14 protein-coding genes are annotated in these 17329 nt (G+C 40.7%); all 14 read right to left on the bottom strand.

The window, feature by feature from the left end:
• Positions 1 to 37: 37 nt before the first annotated feature.
• The 14 genes from IM753_RS09110 to IM753_RS09050 all read right to left on the bottom strand — a co-directional run bounded on the left by IM753_RS09110 (position 38) and on the right by IM753_RS09050 (position 17140).
• Positions 38 to 1894, bottom strand: coding sequence for a hypothetical protein (locus IM753_RS09110; protein ID WP_194092686.1), 1857 nt, complete (start codon positions 1892 to 1894; stop codon positions 38 to 40).
• A 216-nt stretch (positions 1895 to 2110) separates the two neighbouring features.
• Positions 2111 to 4450 (bottom strand): hypothetical protein, encoded by a 2340-nt coding sequence (locus IM753_RS09105; protein WP_194109135.1) that lies wholly within the window; start codon positions 4448 to 4450, stop codon positions 2111 to 2113.
• A gap of 238 nt (positions 4451 to 4688) precedes the next feature.
• Positions 4689 to 10025 carry a calcium-binding protein gene (locus IM753_RS09100; protein ID WP_194109134.1) on the bottom strand — a complete coding sequence of 1779 codons (5337 nt, stop codon included), beginning with the start codon at positions 10023 to 10025 and terminating at the stop codon, positions 4689 to 4691.
• A complete protein-coding gene (locus tag IM753_RS09095; protein ID WP_065255363.1) occupies positions 10012 to 10590 on the bottom strand; it encodes a hypothetical protein in 579 nt (192 codons plus the stop codon). Before IM753_RS09095 ends, IM753_RS09100 begins: the two co-directional genes overlap by 14 nt.
• Positions 10591 to 10740: 150 nt before the next feature.
• Positions 10741 to 11313: a hypothetical protein gene (locus tag IM753_RS09090; RefSeq protein ID WP_194109133.1), complete on the bottom strand. Its 573-nt coding sequence runs from the start codon at positions 11311 to 11313 to the stop codon at positions 10741 to 10743.
• 1 nt (position 11314) lies between these two features.
• Positions 11315 to 11833: a hypothetical protein gene (locus IM753_RS09085; RefSeq protein WP_194109132.1), complete on the bottom strand. Its 519-nt coding sequence runs from the start codon at positions 11831 to 11833 to the stop codon at positions 11315 to 11317.
• Between the two features lie 22 nt (positions 11834 to 11855).
• The gene (locus tag IM753_RS09080; RefSeq protein ID WP_227713122.1) at positions 11856 to 12269 is read right to left on the bottom strand and encodes a hypothetical protein; all 414 of its coding nucleotides are present in this window, start codon (positions 12267 to 12269) and stop codon (positions 11856 to 11858) included.
• Between the two features lie 193 nt (positions 12270 to 12462).
• Complete coding sequence (locus IM753_RS09075; protein WP_194109130.1) at positions 12463 to 13044, bottom strand: hypothetical protein; 582 nt, start codon at positions 13042 to 13044, stop codon at positions 12463 to 12465.
• 98 nt (positions 13045 to 13142) lie between these two features.
• Positions 13143 to 13271, bottom strand: a complete 129-nt coding sequence (locus IM753_RS13325; RefSeq protein WP_255518656.1) for a hypothetical protein — start codon at positions 13269 to 13271, stop codon at positions 13143 to 13145.
• A gap of 106 nt (positions 13272 to 13377) precedes the next feature.
• Complete coding sequence (locus IM753_RS13320) at positions 13378 to 14319, bottom strand: calcium-binding protein (protein ID WP_065256426.1); 942 nt, start codon at positions 14317 to 14319, stop codon at positions 13378 to 13380.
• Positions 14320 to 14434: 115 nt separating this feature from the next.
• A complete protein-coding gene (locus IM753_RS09065; RefSeq protein WP_065256425.1) occupies positions 14435 to 14845 on the bottom strand; it encodes a hypothetical protein in 411 nt (136 codons plus the stop codon).
• Between the two features lie 31 nt (positions 14846 to 14876).
• A complete protein-coding gene (locus IM753_RS09060; RefSeq protein WP_065256424.1) occupies positions 14877 to 15575 on the bottom strand; it encodes a hypothetical protein in 699 nt (232 codons plus the stop codon).
• A gap of 30 nt (positions 15576 to 15605) precedes the next feature.
• Positions 15606 to 16235, bottom strand: a complete 630-nt coding sequence (locus tag IM753_RS09055) for an imm11 family protein (RefSeq protein ID WP_194109129.1) — start codon at positions 16233 to 16235, stop codon at positions 15606 to 15608.
• 167 nt (positions 16236 to 16402) lie between these two features.
• The gene (locus IM753_RS09050; RefSeq protein WP_065256422.1) at positions 16403 to 17140 is read right to left on the bottom strand and encodes a DUF4261 domain-containing protein; all 738 of its coding nucleotides are present in this window, start codon (positions 17138 to 17140) and stop codon (positions 16403 to 16405) included.
• Positions 17141 to 17329: the final 189 nt, after the last annotated feature.

Raw genomic sequence — 17329 nt, 5'->3', positions numbered from 1 at the left:
TTATATCCCCTTTTTATATAGATTAAAATCGCCCTACTCATTTATCGCTTGGTTTGCCGTTATTATCCATGTCTTCATCAAGATAATCTTCATTAAGATAATCTTCATCAAGATAATCTTCATAAAGCTCATCGCTATAATCTTCATAATCATAGTCATCATAACCATAATCGTCATCACTGGCACTGCCCAAGGCATAACGAGAATAATGCTCCATAAACGGTGGCTTCTCGCCTGTTTCTTTGAATCTGGCTCGTAGGGCGTCTTGGTAGGTAAAGAGATTGATACTGTTGTCGGCGTTGGGCGTTTGACTGGCAGATGGCAGGCGAGCAAACTCATTGATGTGTTTGGCGTTTTGAAAGATTTGGGTAAAGACATCTACAAATAGTGGTTCACTGCCCGTCACGCCTGCTTTATCCATGTATCTGGCTCCGACCGTGTCATCGGTGAGATAGTGACGCTGATGTACCCAAGCGATTTTGCCGTGTGAGACACCATAATGCGTGGCAGGGGCGTATTTGGAGACAGGGCGGTCTTCTTGGGGCGTGTCATCGGTACTGTGTAGCTCGCCATAGTAGCTCTCGATTTGCCGTTGCAGATACAAAAATAGCCCACGCATGAGTAGCTCGCTATTAACCACAAAGTCATCACGGCTCTCGTCAGCGGCGTCCGTCTCTGCTTCTATCTCTGTCTGGGCGGTGTCGCTGTCGGCATTTATCACATGAATCACGCTCTCACCGTCAATAATCTCACGCTCATAAAAATCGGGCATTTGCTGAGTGAGTGTTGGATATTTGGCGGTCATCTCTTGGTAGAGTGTGTCAGCAAAGACATAGTCGCTGTACGCTTTGGCAGAGTCTTTGACGTTATTTTTGATGATGGTGGGCGTGTTTTGGATAAGAGTTAGTTTATCGGCAGGCAGGTTATTGGTGATAAATGGCAACTGGCGAAGCTCATCTGCCCCTGCCATGACAAAGCCGTCTTGGGGCAGTGCCATAAAGCTCTCTTTTTTGGCGTTTAGGTAGGCTTTGACCAAATCACGGGTAAAGCTCTCGGGCAGACTGCCGTCATTGATGGGGATGTACAGCCATTTGCCTTGCCAGCTGTCGCCCAGTTTGGCATCAAGCAGTTCGCTGTTTAGTAGAGCAAAGTTATCTGCCCACAGATAAATACCCCCTGCTTTTAGGTCGATGTATAGGGGCTGATTGATGGACATGTGCAGGTTTTTGGCGGTGTAGTCTAGCATGGGTAAGGCGGTAAACTTGCCTTGTAGGGGCTGATAACTGCCGACCACACGCACGCCAGATGGGGTGATGAGATATTCGTGCAATAGCTCGGCTTTTTTGGCGTCTAGGGGTGTGGCAGGGCGGGCAGATGGCTCGCTGGTCTGAGTGTCTAGGTGAGTGCTGACGGCATGGATGAATGCCTGCTCTTGCTCATCAGGGGTCAGCTGTCCGCTTTGTTCATAAAAATTTTCAAAGTCAAAAGGCTGATAGGCAGACGCTTGTTCTTGTTCATCACGGCATGCCAAAAAGTCGTCTTTGATTTTGGTGCGATGGGCTTGGTATTTGTCATCGCTGATGGGCAGATTGTCCGTCTCGGCAGTTCGAAGTAGGCGAACATAAGCATGGTCATGCACCGCTTCGCAGTCATCAGCTGGCGTGCTGTCGGTGACGTCTTTTAGGGCGTGACGGCGGATGTCGTTAGAGACGTAGGCATTTGTCTCGTAGCTAAATGATGAGCGAAGTTGTGATTTGACCGCTTTGGCTAGAACTTCTTTGGCGTGATGGTCGTGGCTTGTGGTGGTAGACTGTGGGGCTTGTGTGGTGGCACAGGCGGTCATCAGACAGCTAACGACAGCCAGACTTAGTGTGCGATAAGGTAGTGTTTTCATGGTTTTCCTTAATGAGTGTATTAATCGGGATAAGTCCCAATCTTGGCTGATGATAAGGTATTGATTTGTAAAGTTAAATTGTCAGAGATAAATTTTCAGTATGGCAATGCTGGTTTTTAGCAATTTTGCTAATTTTACCGATTTTACCGATTTTATCAATTTTACCAATTAATTTAACCAAATCAAGCCAAGAATGGGGACAAGCCTTGTAAATGGTTATCTTGCTTCTTCTGCCGCCATTGCTGCTGCCGTTGCCGCTTCGGCTGCTGCGCAGGCTGTATCGCCTTCGCATTCGTGGTCATCTGATGGGCTTGACTCATAATCATAACCATAGCGTGCCATGAGTGCTTCATATTGCTGGTCGTTTTCTTTTTTGGCTTGCTTGATGAGTGCCACGCCGTCCACGGCGGTCGTTTTGGTAAAGGCGTCTTTAAATTGGCGTGCCAAAGCGTGTTTGTCAAACAGCCCCTTGTCATAGCGGACTTGGTTTAGGCTTTGGGTGGTCATGCCACTGATGTGTTCGTCCAGACTGCTTAGGGTCTGGGTGGCGATGATGTTGCCTTGGCGGTCAAGATAGACATAGCTGGTCGTGTTCAAGGCAAAAGGCAATATTCCTTCAACCGCCCCGAACAGTCCGCCCACGTCATCCGTGCGATAACTGCTGTTTAGAATGGTAAAGTTATCAATGATGGATTTGACGGTGTTTGGCGTGCTGATGGGGTTGCTGTCAGTGTCGGTGTGGTCGCTGACTTTGTCGGCATAATGCTCGGGGTGCTTGTCCACATAAGCATGCAAATCACGCCCGACGTGCTTGGCGATGATGGCGTAGGCTTTGCCCATTTCTTTGGCACCAAACTCAACCTTGATGGCACGACTTGCCCCGACTTCTTTGGCAAAGACGTCTTGGCTGATGTCCATGGGCGTAAACTTCTCGCCATTTAGTCCGTCCATGCCTGCGATGATGCCGTCAGTGATTGCCGTATAAATTATGTCAGTAGGTATCTGTTTTTGTAGTTCATCAGGCAGGGCAAAGGACATCAGGCCGTCTGGCACGTCTTTGGGTAGGGGGGCGTGCTTGGGACTGATGAGTGCGACCAATGGCAGGACGGCTGAGACATCGGCGGTCAGCTCGCCTTTGGCGTGGTCGGCACGCACAGGCAGTTGCATGGAATAAGTGGCGGTGGGACTGTCATAGTCAATCGACCACAAATGCTGACTGCGTTTGGCACTCGGTTCATGGTGGGAGAGACCTTGGACGCTTAGGTGCTGATATTGATATAGGTTTTGGGCGGTGACCTGTTCAGGGGTTTGGTTCATTTTAAATATCCCCCCAAGCAAGGACGACAGCCCATAATCACGGCTTTGTACGTCTGTTTTGCCCTGCTCACGCTCTTGTTCTTTCATCTCACGATAGGCACGAAGTGAGCCGAACACACCCGAGTAGGGGTCATGGCTTTCATAATAATCATCGTCATCCATGGCAGACTCTACTAACGGTTCATAGCATGATATATATTCTTCATGAACTGCATTAAATTCATCGGCATGCTTGATGTAGTCTTTTCCCGACTGAATCAAAGCCTGATTTTGAGTGGTGGCATGAGTGGCACATTCTTTGGCACTTGCCTGTTGTTGTAACTCTTGCTGGGTTGTTTGGTTGGAGATGTAATGATAAGGATGAAGTACTTGTGTTTCGCCAGTAACAGCATGAGTGCAAGCATTTACAGAAGTTATCAATGAATATAACTCATCGACATGATTTGTAATATCATCAGCTGTTTTGATGTGCTTGGCGGTGTTTATGGCACCCTGTTTAAAAGTGGTGGCACAGGCTTGTAGTTGGCGGATGTCTTGTTTTTGGTAGCCTTGGGCGGTGGCAAGCAAGGCATTGGCTTTTGCTTGAAAAGAGCGGTCAAAGTCATTGATGTACTTTTTAAAGGCTTGTTGGTCAAAACGCCCAGTATCTTTGACAAAATCACCCATGTTTATGTAGGCAGACGTAAATGCATGGCTTTCTAGCTCATATGCCAACATTCTAATCTCATCTGACACCGCTTGATATTCTTCGCTCATGCCGACTACACGGGTTACGGTATCGGGGGTGAGTCCATGTTGTTCGTCATCATAGCGTAGATAAGGTAAGTCGCCAAGCTCGCCATCATCCCCCAAATAGTCGCTGATGGTCATATAAGGTTCGCTTGTATCATCGTCAGTCTTGTGAGCCTTGTCCTTATAATCCATGACCTTGATAAAGGTGGTAAAGGCACTGTCTGAGTCTTTGTCAATCTCGCTGACCGCTAGGGGCTTGACGGCATAATGATAAGTGGACACCGCATAACGCTCGGCATTCATGTGCTGACGTAGTGCCGTGACTAGGTCGTGCTGTGCCAGTTTGGATGGTGACAGGCTTTTGTCAATGTGCGTGATGTTATGGGCAGGCGTGGGTGTGGTGCTGTGCGTGCTGGGGGCAGACTGGCAGGCACAGAGTAATACACCTGCCATGGCTAGGCTTAGTGCTTTGGGGAATGGCTTAGATATTTTGGGTATTTTGGGCATAACGTATCCTTGGGTGAGTTATTGATACTTTTAATCTAAATGATAAGTGGATTAGATTATACACAAATTTTACCATTTTTAAATTGGTTTTTGTGTTTTCTATGTTTTTTCCATAAAAAATTCATGGATTTGGGTTGGGTGCATTAACCAACTGCAAAACACCACCCCAGACAACCCAAATAAAACGCCCCCAAACCTAAATTTGAGGACGTAAGATAAAACACAAATAAAGCCAAGCTTAAATAATTGTCGTACCACCCTCTGTGGTGAGGGTCTTAAATTCCTCCATTAGTGCCAAAGACACATCAAGTGCTTTGTTAAAGCCGTCAATGTCTGTATGAGTGGCAGTTTTACTTGACTTGAATAGACCAAGTAGCTCTGTGGCACTAATGCTACCGCCATCAGCAAAGCTGATATTGATGTCAGCATTATCGCCTCCTGTAAAGAAGTCTTTGATGGTCAGCTCATCAGTGCTTCCAGATACTTTTAGGATAAGGTCATTATTCATCTTGGTAAGACCTCTGCCAACTTGGTTAAAGCTTATGCCATCAAAGTAGATGTTGTCATAGCCACCGCCTGTATTAACGATGGTATCTTTGCCAAAGCCTTTGGTGAAGTAGTATAGGTCATTGCCACTGCCACCGATAAGTCTGTCATTACCACTGCCACCGATGAGAATGTCATGTCCTGCTTTGCCATCTAAGGTGTCTGCCCCTGCTAAGCCCTGTAATTGGTCATGACCGTATGTGCCATAAAGCTTGTTGGCACGAGCATCTGCGATGATGTGATTGTCTTTTGAGATGGTTAGCGGTGCATTATCATGGACATCTGGACTTACGGCAGGTGGCAGAGCTGATTCATCGGACTTTGTTGGTACTTCTTTGCCAAAAAGCTCATAGATTCTCTTGTAATCAATCTGACCGCCTGTCTCAAACTTGATGGTCTCGATAACGCTGTCGGCACTGCCAAAGAAGTCTTTTAGTGTCACTTGATTGGTGGTGCTACCGTTTACTCGCAGTATCAAATCATTGCCTGACATCAAAAGAGTGGAACCTACCTGATTAAAGGTAATACCATTACCAAACACCAACGTGTCATTACCACCTTTATCAATGATGGTGTCAATGCCTTTTGTGTAGACAAAAGTATTATCGGCGGTTGTGCCTCTTAGGGTGTCATTGCCTTGGGTGTCTTTGATGGTATCACCAATGGCAACAGGGGCCAATGGAGATGTCTCTGTGGGCTTATCCACTGTGGCACCAGCAATGCTAAGGTTGACATACGTCCCTGCACTGTGATTAAAGCTGTCTTCGCCCCATAAGATGAATTGAAGATTGCCTGCCGCTTCTTTGGGTGGCGTGCCTGTTAAGGTGAGTGTGCTGGGGTCAAAGGAGAGCCAATCAGGTAGTGGCTCGTACTGTCCATCAGCCCCCATGTTGGCAAGTGTGAGACGATAAGACAGCTCGCTGTCATAAACATCCACGTCTTTGATGGTGTCTTTATCAAAGGTAATGGATAGGGCTTTGCCAATCTCACCTTTGATGGGTCTTGGATGTTTGTTCACCCAAGGGGTTCGGTTATTAGTCTGGGCAAATATTTTTGCCTCAAATTCGCTTTGAGATAGCGTGGTAGTATTACCGCCTTTTGTAAAGGTAATTTCATCCATGCGATTGTCAAAGCCTTCTACCTGCTCTGCAAAGTAGTCTATGAGCGTGATTTGGTCGTTTGTGCCTTTAAAGCGAATTTGGAGCATGTCATGATTGCTTGCTGTGTTGGTCACACGCACAAACATCGCCTCTGACAAATCATAGCCATGAATCGCCAAAGTGTCTTTGCTCTCTAAGCTGTCAGTGCTTAGAATGGTGTCACGCCCACCGCCTTTTTGATAGATGATGGTGTCATTACCTGCTAGGGCATTAACAAAGTTGTCTTTGTTGTTTAGTGTGATGATGTTATCTAGGTCATTACCAAAGGCTTTTGTTGCCTCGCCTTTTAAGATAAGGTTTTCTACATTGTCAAAGAGCTGATGATAAGAACCTGTTTTAATGGGATTACCAAACTCGTCAAAGTTATAGAAAGAACGGTCAATGTGTTGTTCTAGGGTGTCTGTGCCACTATCAGCAGCAAAATGCTCAATGACAGTATCAAATTCGTTGTCAAGGATGTAGTAGTCGTTGCCATTGCCACCAATCATTTCATCAATGCCTGTGCCACCATCCAAATAATCATCCCCATCACCGCCATCAAGGGTGTCATTGCCTTCATTACCATAAATCATGTCATCACCTGCATTGCCATGAATGGTATCATTACCCAAACCACCAGTCAAATGATTATTACCACCATTCGCCGTGATGATGTTATCAAACTCATCACCAATCACACTAAAATCACCATCACCTAGCAAGGTTGCCGCCTCAAAGTTGTTGCTGGACAAATCAAAATCAGAGGCGATGTGAATGGTGTCATACCCACCCTCTAAGTCTTTGCCTTCTTCCAAATAGGTGTCAAATTCATCAACAATGTAAGTATCATCGCCAAGACCGCCGATGAGAGTGTCGGCACCTGCTCCGCCTTCTAGCCAGTCGTTGCCATCACCACCAATCAGTATGTCATCACCTTCATCACCATATAAGGTGTCATGCCCTGCATCGCCCTCCAAGATGTCGTTACCTTCACCACCATAAAGAAAATCATTGCCCAAATTGCCATGCAGCATATCATTGCCACCATTGCCATGCAAAGTGTCGTTATCATCACCTCCATGAATAATGTCATGGTTGCTACCGCCATAAATGGTATCAGACCCATGCCCACCATAGATGTGATTGATGGCATGGAGATTGCCACGCAGAGTATCATTGCCAGATAAACCTTTGATGATGTTAAGATGGTTGTCTAGTGTCCCTGTGATAACATCATGGGTATCACCGCCCACAAAAACCACCTTAGACATCAAATCCTCATGATACCAAACGCTATCATCAGCAAAGCCGATACTTAACTTAGCGTTATTGCTATTATTTAGATAGCTTTTTAGGATAATTTTGTCATCATCGCCATAGTGAATAACCAAGTCATTACCATTAAAAATCACCTGTCCAATCTTATCAGAAACAACGTCATCAAAGACAATATGACTTGCTTCTTTTGAATAATCTTCTTCAATAATCGTATCAATACCATCTCCCAAAGAGAAATGGTAACTGTCTATGCCAGCACCGCCTGTTAGAATGTCATTGCCAGTACCGCCGATAAGCACATCATGACCATCAAAGCCGAAGAGCTGATTATTGTTTGCGTTGCCGTTTAGAATGTCAGAGCCACGCCATCCGTTGATGTAAATATCGCTTTGTGATACTGGTAGGTTTTGTATCGGCTCTTTCAAAATCTCTGTGAGTAAAATTATTTTATCATCAAATTTAAAATAAACTTCTTTGGTGGAATGTGCATCCATTACACCCAACAAAGTTAGCTGATTATCGCCTGACTTGACAATAAGATTGCTGTTTTGGCGATAAAAATCAAAGTCTGCATGGTTGCCACCTGTAAAGACAAGTTTGTCATAACCATCGCCTGTATTGTCATAATGCACAAAATCTTTACCCCAGTTTTTGCTAAAGACATAAGTGTTGCGACCATCGCCCCCTGATAGATAATCATCTCCTACGCCAGACACAATCACATCATCGCCATGACCGCCATGAACCGTTTTTCCAGTTTTGGCGTTGATTATAATGATGTCATTGCTGGCATTGGCATTGTAGGTTTTATCATCTTTATCATCTAGACTGATGATGTTATTGAGTTTTGATTTGTCTGCATGGGCAATATCAAAGTCTGCAAACATCTTATCAACATACTCTTTGAGATTGTGTTTGTCAGACAACTCATCTCGCCATTCTTGGAGTAGTGCAAACGCTTTTTCATAACCACCCACTTCAAGAACACCGCCATTTAACTTGATTAAATCCTTTAAGTCCTCCAAGGCTTCTAATGGGTGAGTTTGATATTTGGATAATAGCATGGATTCAAATTTGCCAAAATCCATCACCATTTCTTTGCCATTGGTATATACATCGATGGCTTCTAGGTAGGGTTTTAAGATGGTTTGATTAAGTAGATTGTGATAGAGTCTGTCCTTGACTTCGTTGTATTTATCTTCAAAGATTTTGGTTTGACTGCGATTAATTTCATACAAATGTTTGGTAGGCGATATGCCCATAATGGCATCAATAAACTTAACTTTGGCTTTTAGTTCATCATTCGCTGTTGTTGGTGGGGTGTAATGAGTGATGTGGGCGGGCAATGCTTCGTTTGGTCTTAACAAAACTTCAACAGCATTCTTGTCGTCTTGACTGCTTTGTGTCCATCTGATGTTTTGCTGTTTCATGATTAAAATGTCTGAATCTTGATATGATGGGTCGGTTTTTGCCCATGCGGTCATGAGTTTATCAAGCATGGCTTTTTGTGCTGTTCGGCTTGTGGCACTGGCATATTTTCCTAATATATCAGCCAGCTCATCAGACTTCATCGCCGCCTGCTGTATGTCAGCCAGTCTACCCATGCCATAGACACCCGGTAGAGCTTTGACTTCATCGCTTAGCTCTACTTTATTTAGATGGCGAGTATGAATGCTGTCCGCATCAAAGTTGACATCAGCTAAGGTATGGATGGAGCCATCTGTTTTTATAAATGTTGCTTGCTCTTTGATAATACCGCCATCAACCTCTTTATTAACAGTCTCTTTATTGTTTAGGTCAATCTTTTCAATGCCAAGCTCTGCCAGACTCATAAGTTCATCATCACTACTAATGCCATCGCCGTTTTTATCTTGCCATACTTTTAATTGGGCAAATGCCTTGTCATTGGCATCAATCACGCCATCACCATTATCATCAAGGTCGGCAAGTGCCTCCATGCCACTTGTGGCAAGTTCACCATTATCAAGGCGTGTATTATCCCCAAACAGCTCTGAGCCATCATTAATCTTACCATCGCCATTGACATCACGGACAAGCAGCCCATCGGACTTATCCACCCACCCTGTCGCTGTCGCTACCCCATCACCGTCATGGTCAAACATCGCTCCATGATAACCGAATTTAGAGGCTGTACCCACACCATTACCATCTAAGTCTAGGATGATGGGGTCGTAGTATTTTTTTATGTAGCCTTGAGTGGGGGATTCGTCGGGGCGTGGGCGATAGGGTTCGGATTCATCTCTTTTTTCGCAACGTTTTTGGTTATAATAATCATCTATTCTATAACTAACATAGGTTGCTGTACCGATAGAGATTAGAGTGGGGATTAATGCCGAACCCATGAGAGCCGTAACTACTGCGCCAGCAACAAAACCTCCAATAAAAGAAGCTCCTGTTTCATGAGCTCCTTGATGGTCGCCAGTCATCGCTTTGGCAAGCATAGTTCCGATTGAATACACATTACCAACCTTGCCAAGTCCAATAATAAGACTCTTTTTGTTAAGAGCTTCATCGATTGCACCAACAAAGCTGTTCGCTGCATTCCAAGCCAGTGTTTGACCCCAAGGGGTCTCACAGTTATTCTGAGACATAATTTCTTTGCTCCCATATTACAAATGAATAAATAAAAACAAAAAACATAGCTAGATTCATTAAGCCAGTATATATAATGGCTTGAAAAGAACCGCTACCAAACATACGACCCACTCTAGTGTGTGAACCACCATGTTCCATAGTGAATAAATGCAGAATCAATATTGCTACACTCAAGGATAATATTGATAGCAATAACAACACAAAATGATATTGATATGAATTGAGGTTTTGATAAATTTTCATATTATCAAAAAATTCCTCAAAAGATAAGCGAATAATATCATTTGTTGAATCAGATAAGTTTGTGAATATATATTTAAAAAAACACCAAATATAACTAAATATTAAATACAAAACAATAAAATCGTGTGTCATTCTAACCACAGAGTTTGCATCAATCGTCTGAGACCAATTAAAAAAACCACCATAATCTATAGCAAAAATAAGATTTAAAAATATTGATGAAAAAATAACTAAGATATAAGAAAAAATATAGAATCCGCCAAAAGGTGCTATCTCTTTTGATACTAACCAAGTTGCTTTTGTAGAATATGAAACCATGATTTAAATAAAATAAAAGTAATTAATAGACTTTCTGCAAAACCTTGTTTTGTTGAGACATTAAAGCCTACAGAATCGGCTTAATTGTATCACAACAAAACCTAACAATATACAAACAAATACCCAACATAAATTTCAAAAATACCGTCCCTACACCACCATCTCCCACCATTCATCATTCACCGCTACCCACCCTGCCTGTGTAGCGATACCATTACCATCATGGTCAAACATCGCTCCCCCACTCATCATAAATAGCACGCCAAACTTAGACACCGTACCCACACCATTACCATCTAGGTCTAGGATGATGGGGTCGTAGTATTTTTTTATGTAGCCTTGGGTGGGGGATTCGTCTGGGCGTGGGCGGTAGGGTTCGGTGGGGTCTGGGTCAGGACACTGAAGTTTATCAATCATATAATTCAAACTCAATCCAAAACCAAAAGATAGTACCGCAGTCCCAATGATTGCAGGAATGCCCATAGGTGCTATAGCAGCTGACAGAGCAGCGGTTGCAGCCCAAACTCCTATGTCTTGAAAAAAATTTTCCCATTCACCATGCTTGGCATGAACCCCAGCTTGCAGTACATTTAATGCACTTCCTAGCTTTAAAAATTTACCTTCAGCATTAGCTTGCTTAAAGATTATATCTTTAAAGGTGTCATTAACTTCTGCCATTGCACCAACATATTCGGGAATGTCGTGTTTATTGTTGCAAGTCATCTTAGCCCTCCTTAGGTAGCAGGGCAATTAATGAAAATATTAATTGCGGATAATAAATTAAAAAAATATAAAAAAAATATTGAATAAATACCAAGATATCTTTTTCTGAGCTTACAGGTAAAAGATATCTATTTGGATTTGCTGAACTCATAAAGGCTGTTGTTAGAAACACAAAGGACAACAAATAAAATATAAAAGACAAAACCTTAGGATTGCCATTCATCTGAAATATTTTAGACAATCCATGCTTCCAATAATACTTAACCTCATTTTTAACAAATAAATATCTTATTTGCACATAAAGAATAGTCAAAAATACAATGATGTAGATAAAATCTACAGCCAGTCTTAAACCTTCATATTCTCCATATAGAGATTTTGAGTGAGTAGTAAACCCATTGTATTGGTTAGGGGTAAACAATAATAAACAAAGTGATATTATGGGAATTAGCAGAAAAAAAAACTTAGGTTTTACTAGAATTTTTTTTGCTAATCTTGAAAAACTATAATGCTCATTCATAAGAACATCTCCAAAAAATATGTCACACCACCATCTCCCACCATTCATCATTGACCGCCATACGCTCTGTCGCTGTCGCTACCCCATCATGGTCAAACATCGCTCCCCCATTCATCATAAATAGCACGCCAAACTTAGACACCGTACCCACACCATTATTACCATCTAAGTCTAGGATGATGGGGTCGTAGTATTTTTTTATGTAGCCTTGGGTGGGGGATTCGGTAGGGCGTGGGCGGTAGGGTTCGGTGGGGTCTGGGTCGCAATCTTTATTTGAAAAATAGTAATCAATAGCTATTGATACTGCCGAACCAACAACTATACCTACCAATATAGCAGGCCAAGAAGCAGTTCCTGCAGCACCTACCAAAGCAAACCTAGCGACACCCATTGCCGTCAATTCACCTGCAGTCCAGCCCGCCCCAAAAGACATCAAAGCCTGATTTCCTTTCTCATGATTTCCTGAAACAAAAAGCTCCCCAGCCCTTGCTAAACTATAATAATTACCAACCTTTCCCCAAAGAAGGGTTTGACTTTTATTACCAGTTTGATAGTCAATTCTGGAGATGATACCATTTAGACTATTAAAGTAACCAGTTTCAGCAACTTGATGACCAGTTAATTTTCTTTTACATGACATACTTTCTTTGCTCCCAAAAAACAATATTCATAAGAGTTAAGTAATAAACTGCATAATGCATAAAACTCATGAATAATAAGACTAAAATAAAATGTGAAAGAAAAAGCTCGTATAACAAGCTTTTTCTTTCATCGTGAAAAATTAATATCCAAAACCAAAATAGAATTGCTGAACATAAGAATGCCTGAAATACAAACATTTCGGTTTTTATTCTACTAGGTGTGTGATGTTGATATAATGGTAGTTTCTCACGACATAACAATGTGTATTTTTTCATCAGTTGACTAGTGCGATAAGATAAAGTTTTAAACATATATCTAAATAGCATAGCAACAACTGTCAATATATTAAAGATTGTCAGAAAATCATTTATTATTTTGGAAAAAACACCCGTTTCCATTATTTTAGAAAAAGGCAAAATACCAGAATAATTTTCTCCAAAAAATAAATATACAACTATTGACAAAACAATCATTAATAATAAAATATAAACATAATTATCTTTAAATGGAGATAGTTCTTGCATAAATACAATGGTTATGTCTTGAAATTTTAAATCATTATTTTTCACAAATTTTCAATCCGTATTATAGTTTGCGTTAATACTATCACAAAAAAATTCTCGTTTCTACAAACAAATACCCAACACAAATTTCAAAAATACCACCCCTACACCACCATCTCCCACCATTCATCATTCACTGCCACCCACCCTGCCTGTATAGCGATACCATCCCCATCATGGTCAAACATCGCTCCCCCGCTCATCATAAATAGCACGCCAAACTTAGACACCATACCCACACCATTGCCATCTAGGTCTAGGATGATGGGGTCGTAGTATTTTTTTATGTAGCCTTGGGTGGGGGATTCGTCTGGGCGTGGGCGGTAAGGACTGTCATCATTAAATCTCTTTCCAAACTAAAAATAAACCCTTATAAGTATTGGGGTTGAAGTTTTTAAAAATCCACAAAAATCGGGGTTTGGAAAGAAGTCTACTATAATAGCCTTCCGTATTTTCTTGTGTTTTTGAAACCGTAATCACATAGTCTTGATGTGATGTTTCCCAACTACCATCTGTAACTTTTTTAGTCGCTTTTAAAGTTAAATAGTTAATCTTGATTACACCACTACCGTCTTGGTCGTAAATCGTGTCGTGTCCAAAATCGCCGATAAAATCGTACGTTTCATTGCCACTTTCATCAATTAAAGTGTCATTGCCTTCACCGCCGTTTAGGGTGTCGTTGCCAAGTCCACCAATCAAAGTATCATTAGCTTGTTCACCATATAAACGGTCATTACCTTCACCACCAAACAAAATATCTTGATACTGGCTACCAATAATACTATCCGCTCCTTTATCGCCATATGCAACCACACCTTTTTTAGATGTCTTGGCACTTAAAATGTCATCTTCTTCTGTGCCTGCAAGTTGATTATCTTTTTCAATTTGCGTTTTAATATATTTAAAATCTATCGCACCTTTACTTTGCTCTATAGTATCCTTATACGCTAAAAGCAATGGTTGAAGACTGCCTTGCTCTCCCCAAGCTGTAAATTGATTTAAAACATCTGCAAACCCTTTAATAACATCGTTATATTGCTTATTCAACCAATCCTTATTATTCTCGAAGAGTTCTTTAAAATTTTGTTTTGTAATATCAATAAGTTCATTAAAATCAGTATCTCGAACTTTTTGATAAAGCTCATAAACACCATACAGAGTTGCTGCCACACCCGCCACAGCAAGAGCAACTAATGCAGCTTCTGCACCAACAACGCCTGCCGCAGCCATCGCCGTTAAGCCAGTAATAACCACATAGCCCACAACAATGCTTAGAACCATCTCCTGCCCATACTCGGCAATATCATCCCTAAATTTATCCCAATTCCCCGTTTTCCATCCTTCAATAAAGCTATCATAGATATGATTTAAAAAATCAGTTACATTGGCGGCAATATTAAATCTCTTTCCAAACTAAAAATAAACCTTTATAAGTATTGGGGTTGAAGTTTTTAAAAATCCACAAAAATCGGGGTTTGGAAAGAAGTCTATTAAATCTTTGGGAAAAATTCGCCTCTTTTATCAATCTTTTTGCAAATTCAAGATTGATATCCTTAATATTTTGTATTTCTGCCAAACCATCAAAACCAGAACCAAAACCATTCTTTACAATCGTATCTTGCAATATACTAACATTTTGCAAATGTTTTACTGCTTCATTTTTGATTTCTTGTGGAACATTTGGATTTTTGACAATCTTATCTGCCAAAAATTCTTTATTAGGGTCATCATCAGCCATTTCTTGAAATTGTTTAATGACTGTTTTGGTTACGATGAGATGGGCTTTATCAGCTTCATCATAAACCATTTACCCCAATGCTCTACGCATAATATTTGTATCATTTTTTGCTAAGGCATTCTTTAATGCTATTTATGGTGATTTGAGAATAGGGCACATCATAGACTTTTGAACTTAAGTCAATTTCGGCAATTGCTTTGTTAAAGTCTTCTTTAACAACAGTTTCATTGCTAACCATAGAAGTTCTGTTATAGGATTTTTCATAGGTTTGTAAAACCTTGACAGCTTCCGAATTTGAATTAAATTTATAAAATCCATTCTTATCTAATACAGCTAAATCATCTACATCTACCAATTTATTAGATAGTTTTTCATCGTAATAATAAATATCACCTTTCAAATCCATATCGCCTACTTTTAAGACGTGAGAGACTTTTTTGTGCAAATCAAGAATTAGGTATTTTTTGGTGCTATCATCAGAATTCATGTTTAGAATTTTTTCAATAGATTCTTTTATAAATTTATTATAATCCAAATGATTATTTTCGGAGCCTTTATGCATAACAGAACCAAAGCTATCAGCTACTTTCATCATACCATTTTGACTGGCATAAAAAGATTTCATTACATCCGCCATTTCTTGATTGTTAAACAGATTAATGCGATTGCTATAATCATCTTTGGTAATAAGGCTATCGCCCATCACTCTATTCAAATCATCAACTAATTTAGAGTTATTCTTAAAAAAGTCAGTTGGAAAAACATGATGAACTTGAAAGCCTAAAGTTTCGCCTGCCATTTTAAAGCTCCTAAATTAAAAAGTAAAAAATTATTGAATTATACAACGAATTAAGCCAAGTTGTTCTTTGGTAAATCCTGAATCAAGCAACGCATTAGCTAATCTGTCCGAAAAAAATAATGATTTAAGTAGTATCGGTTCATGCCATAAATCTATATCATCTGCCAAGCAAGCATGAGATAATTTAATATCATCATCTTCTGATATACCGATAAATCGTTGTTTCCATTGTGGGTTATACATACTAACCCCCAAACCTTTACTATTATCAACATCTAAATAATCTCTTTTTTCAGCAATATTGATAAAATAATAAGGCACATCGGAAAGCTGCTCTTTAGTCTCAATGTTGTAAATGTGTACTTGACTAAAATGGGTTTTTCCTAGATTGAATTGGGAAATAACATCGTATAGTTTTTCATTAATTATTAAATATCCGTTGGTAATTCTAAAGAATATTTCGTTTTCTTTTGGTAAATTACTATAATTTATATCAGGTTCTTTAAATAATTTAACTGGCAAATGTTCTAAATATTCGTAATCGTGCCAAGTGTCATCAAAATCTAGATGTATCTTGTCTAACAACTCCAACTTACTTTCTTCCAAAGAATCTAGTGTACCATATTTTTTTCTCTTCAAGAAAAAAAATTTCTGACCCATCAAATTCAACTGTTTTCACCACAATTCCATAAGTATTCGCTATGGAAAAGCTACGATACTCATACAACCACACATAATTTGACATAACTATCTCCTAAAATTTAAATTTCTCTATTTTAAAATATTTCATAAACCAAATATTTGTTTGGTTTGTGAAATAACAATTTCTACACAACCTCAATCTTCAATGACATATCGCTGTCTGCATAGACGCTCTTTGAGCGTTCAATCTGCCATTTTGGGGTTTCGCTAAAGCCTACAGTCTCGCCATCTTTTAGGGTTAGATTGGCAGTGATGATATAACTACACATACTTAGTAGAGATGTGTGTAGGGTTTGCATGGGTAGGGAGCTGTTTAGAATTTCCATCTCGTCTTTATTAAATTTGTTCATGCCTATGGTGTAGAGCTGATTGCCGTTTTCGGTTTGCCCTAAGCGGATAAAGACCCAAATCATGGCAGGTATTTCATCTTTGGATAGGTATTGAGTAGCAACTGTTTGGTAAAAGCCTTTGCTAAATACCGTCCCTGATGTATAAACCCCTGTGGCGTTCGTTTGTGATAAGGCGGTGCTGATGAGCTTGGTATATAGTTTCATCCCTTGTAGTTCGGTGTTGTCTTCTTGAGTCATAACCGTTACCATAAGATGAGCCTGATGAGCCTCGGCAATCTGCACAGCATCATCACAAAAGTAATTGCCGTGAGCCTGATGTACCGCCTCATCATTAGGAATGGGGGCGGGCATTAGGGCGATGGCACATAAAAAGTCTCCGACCAAGAAGGTAAGTGAACCCTCTTGTGGTTCAGGGTTGTGAATAGGAAGTTGCCAGTCTGTTTGTAAGTTTTGTAAAAACTGATGGTTGTCAAAGGTGGGGGTGGTTAATAGTACAAAGCCATTTTCTAGCATGGGGTTCTCCAAATTTTGCTAAAAATTAAAGTAAGAATGACTGTTATTCTATTCTAGATCTAACGGGTTGTAAATAAAGGTTTTTCAGTTAATAATTGCTTTGATGTAGATGTTGGTTTGGGGTTGTATCGTTGATTGGCGATTACCACTCTTGCCAATCAAACCAATTTTATGATAAAAAGTGATGAC

This window comes from Moraxella sp. K127 (genome assembly GCF_015223095.1).
GTDB lineage: Bacteria > Pseudomonadota > Gammaproteobacteria > Pseudomonadales > Moraxellaceae > Moraxella.
This window is presented reverse-complemented; position numbering and strand designations above follow the sequence as displayed.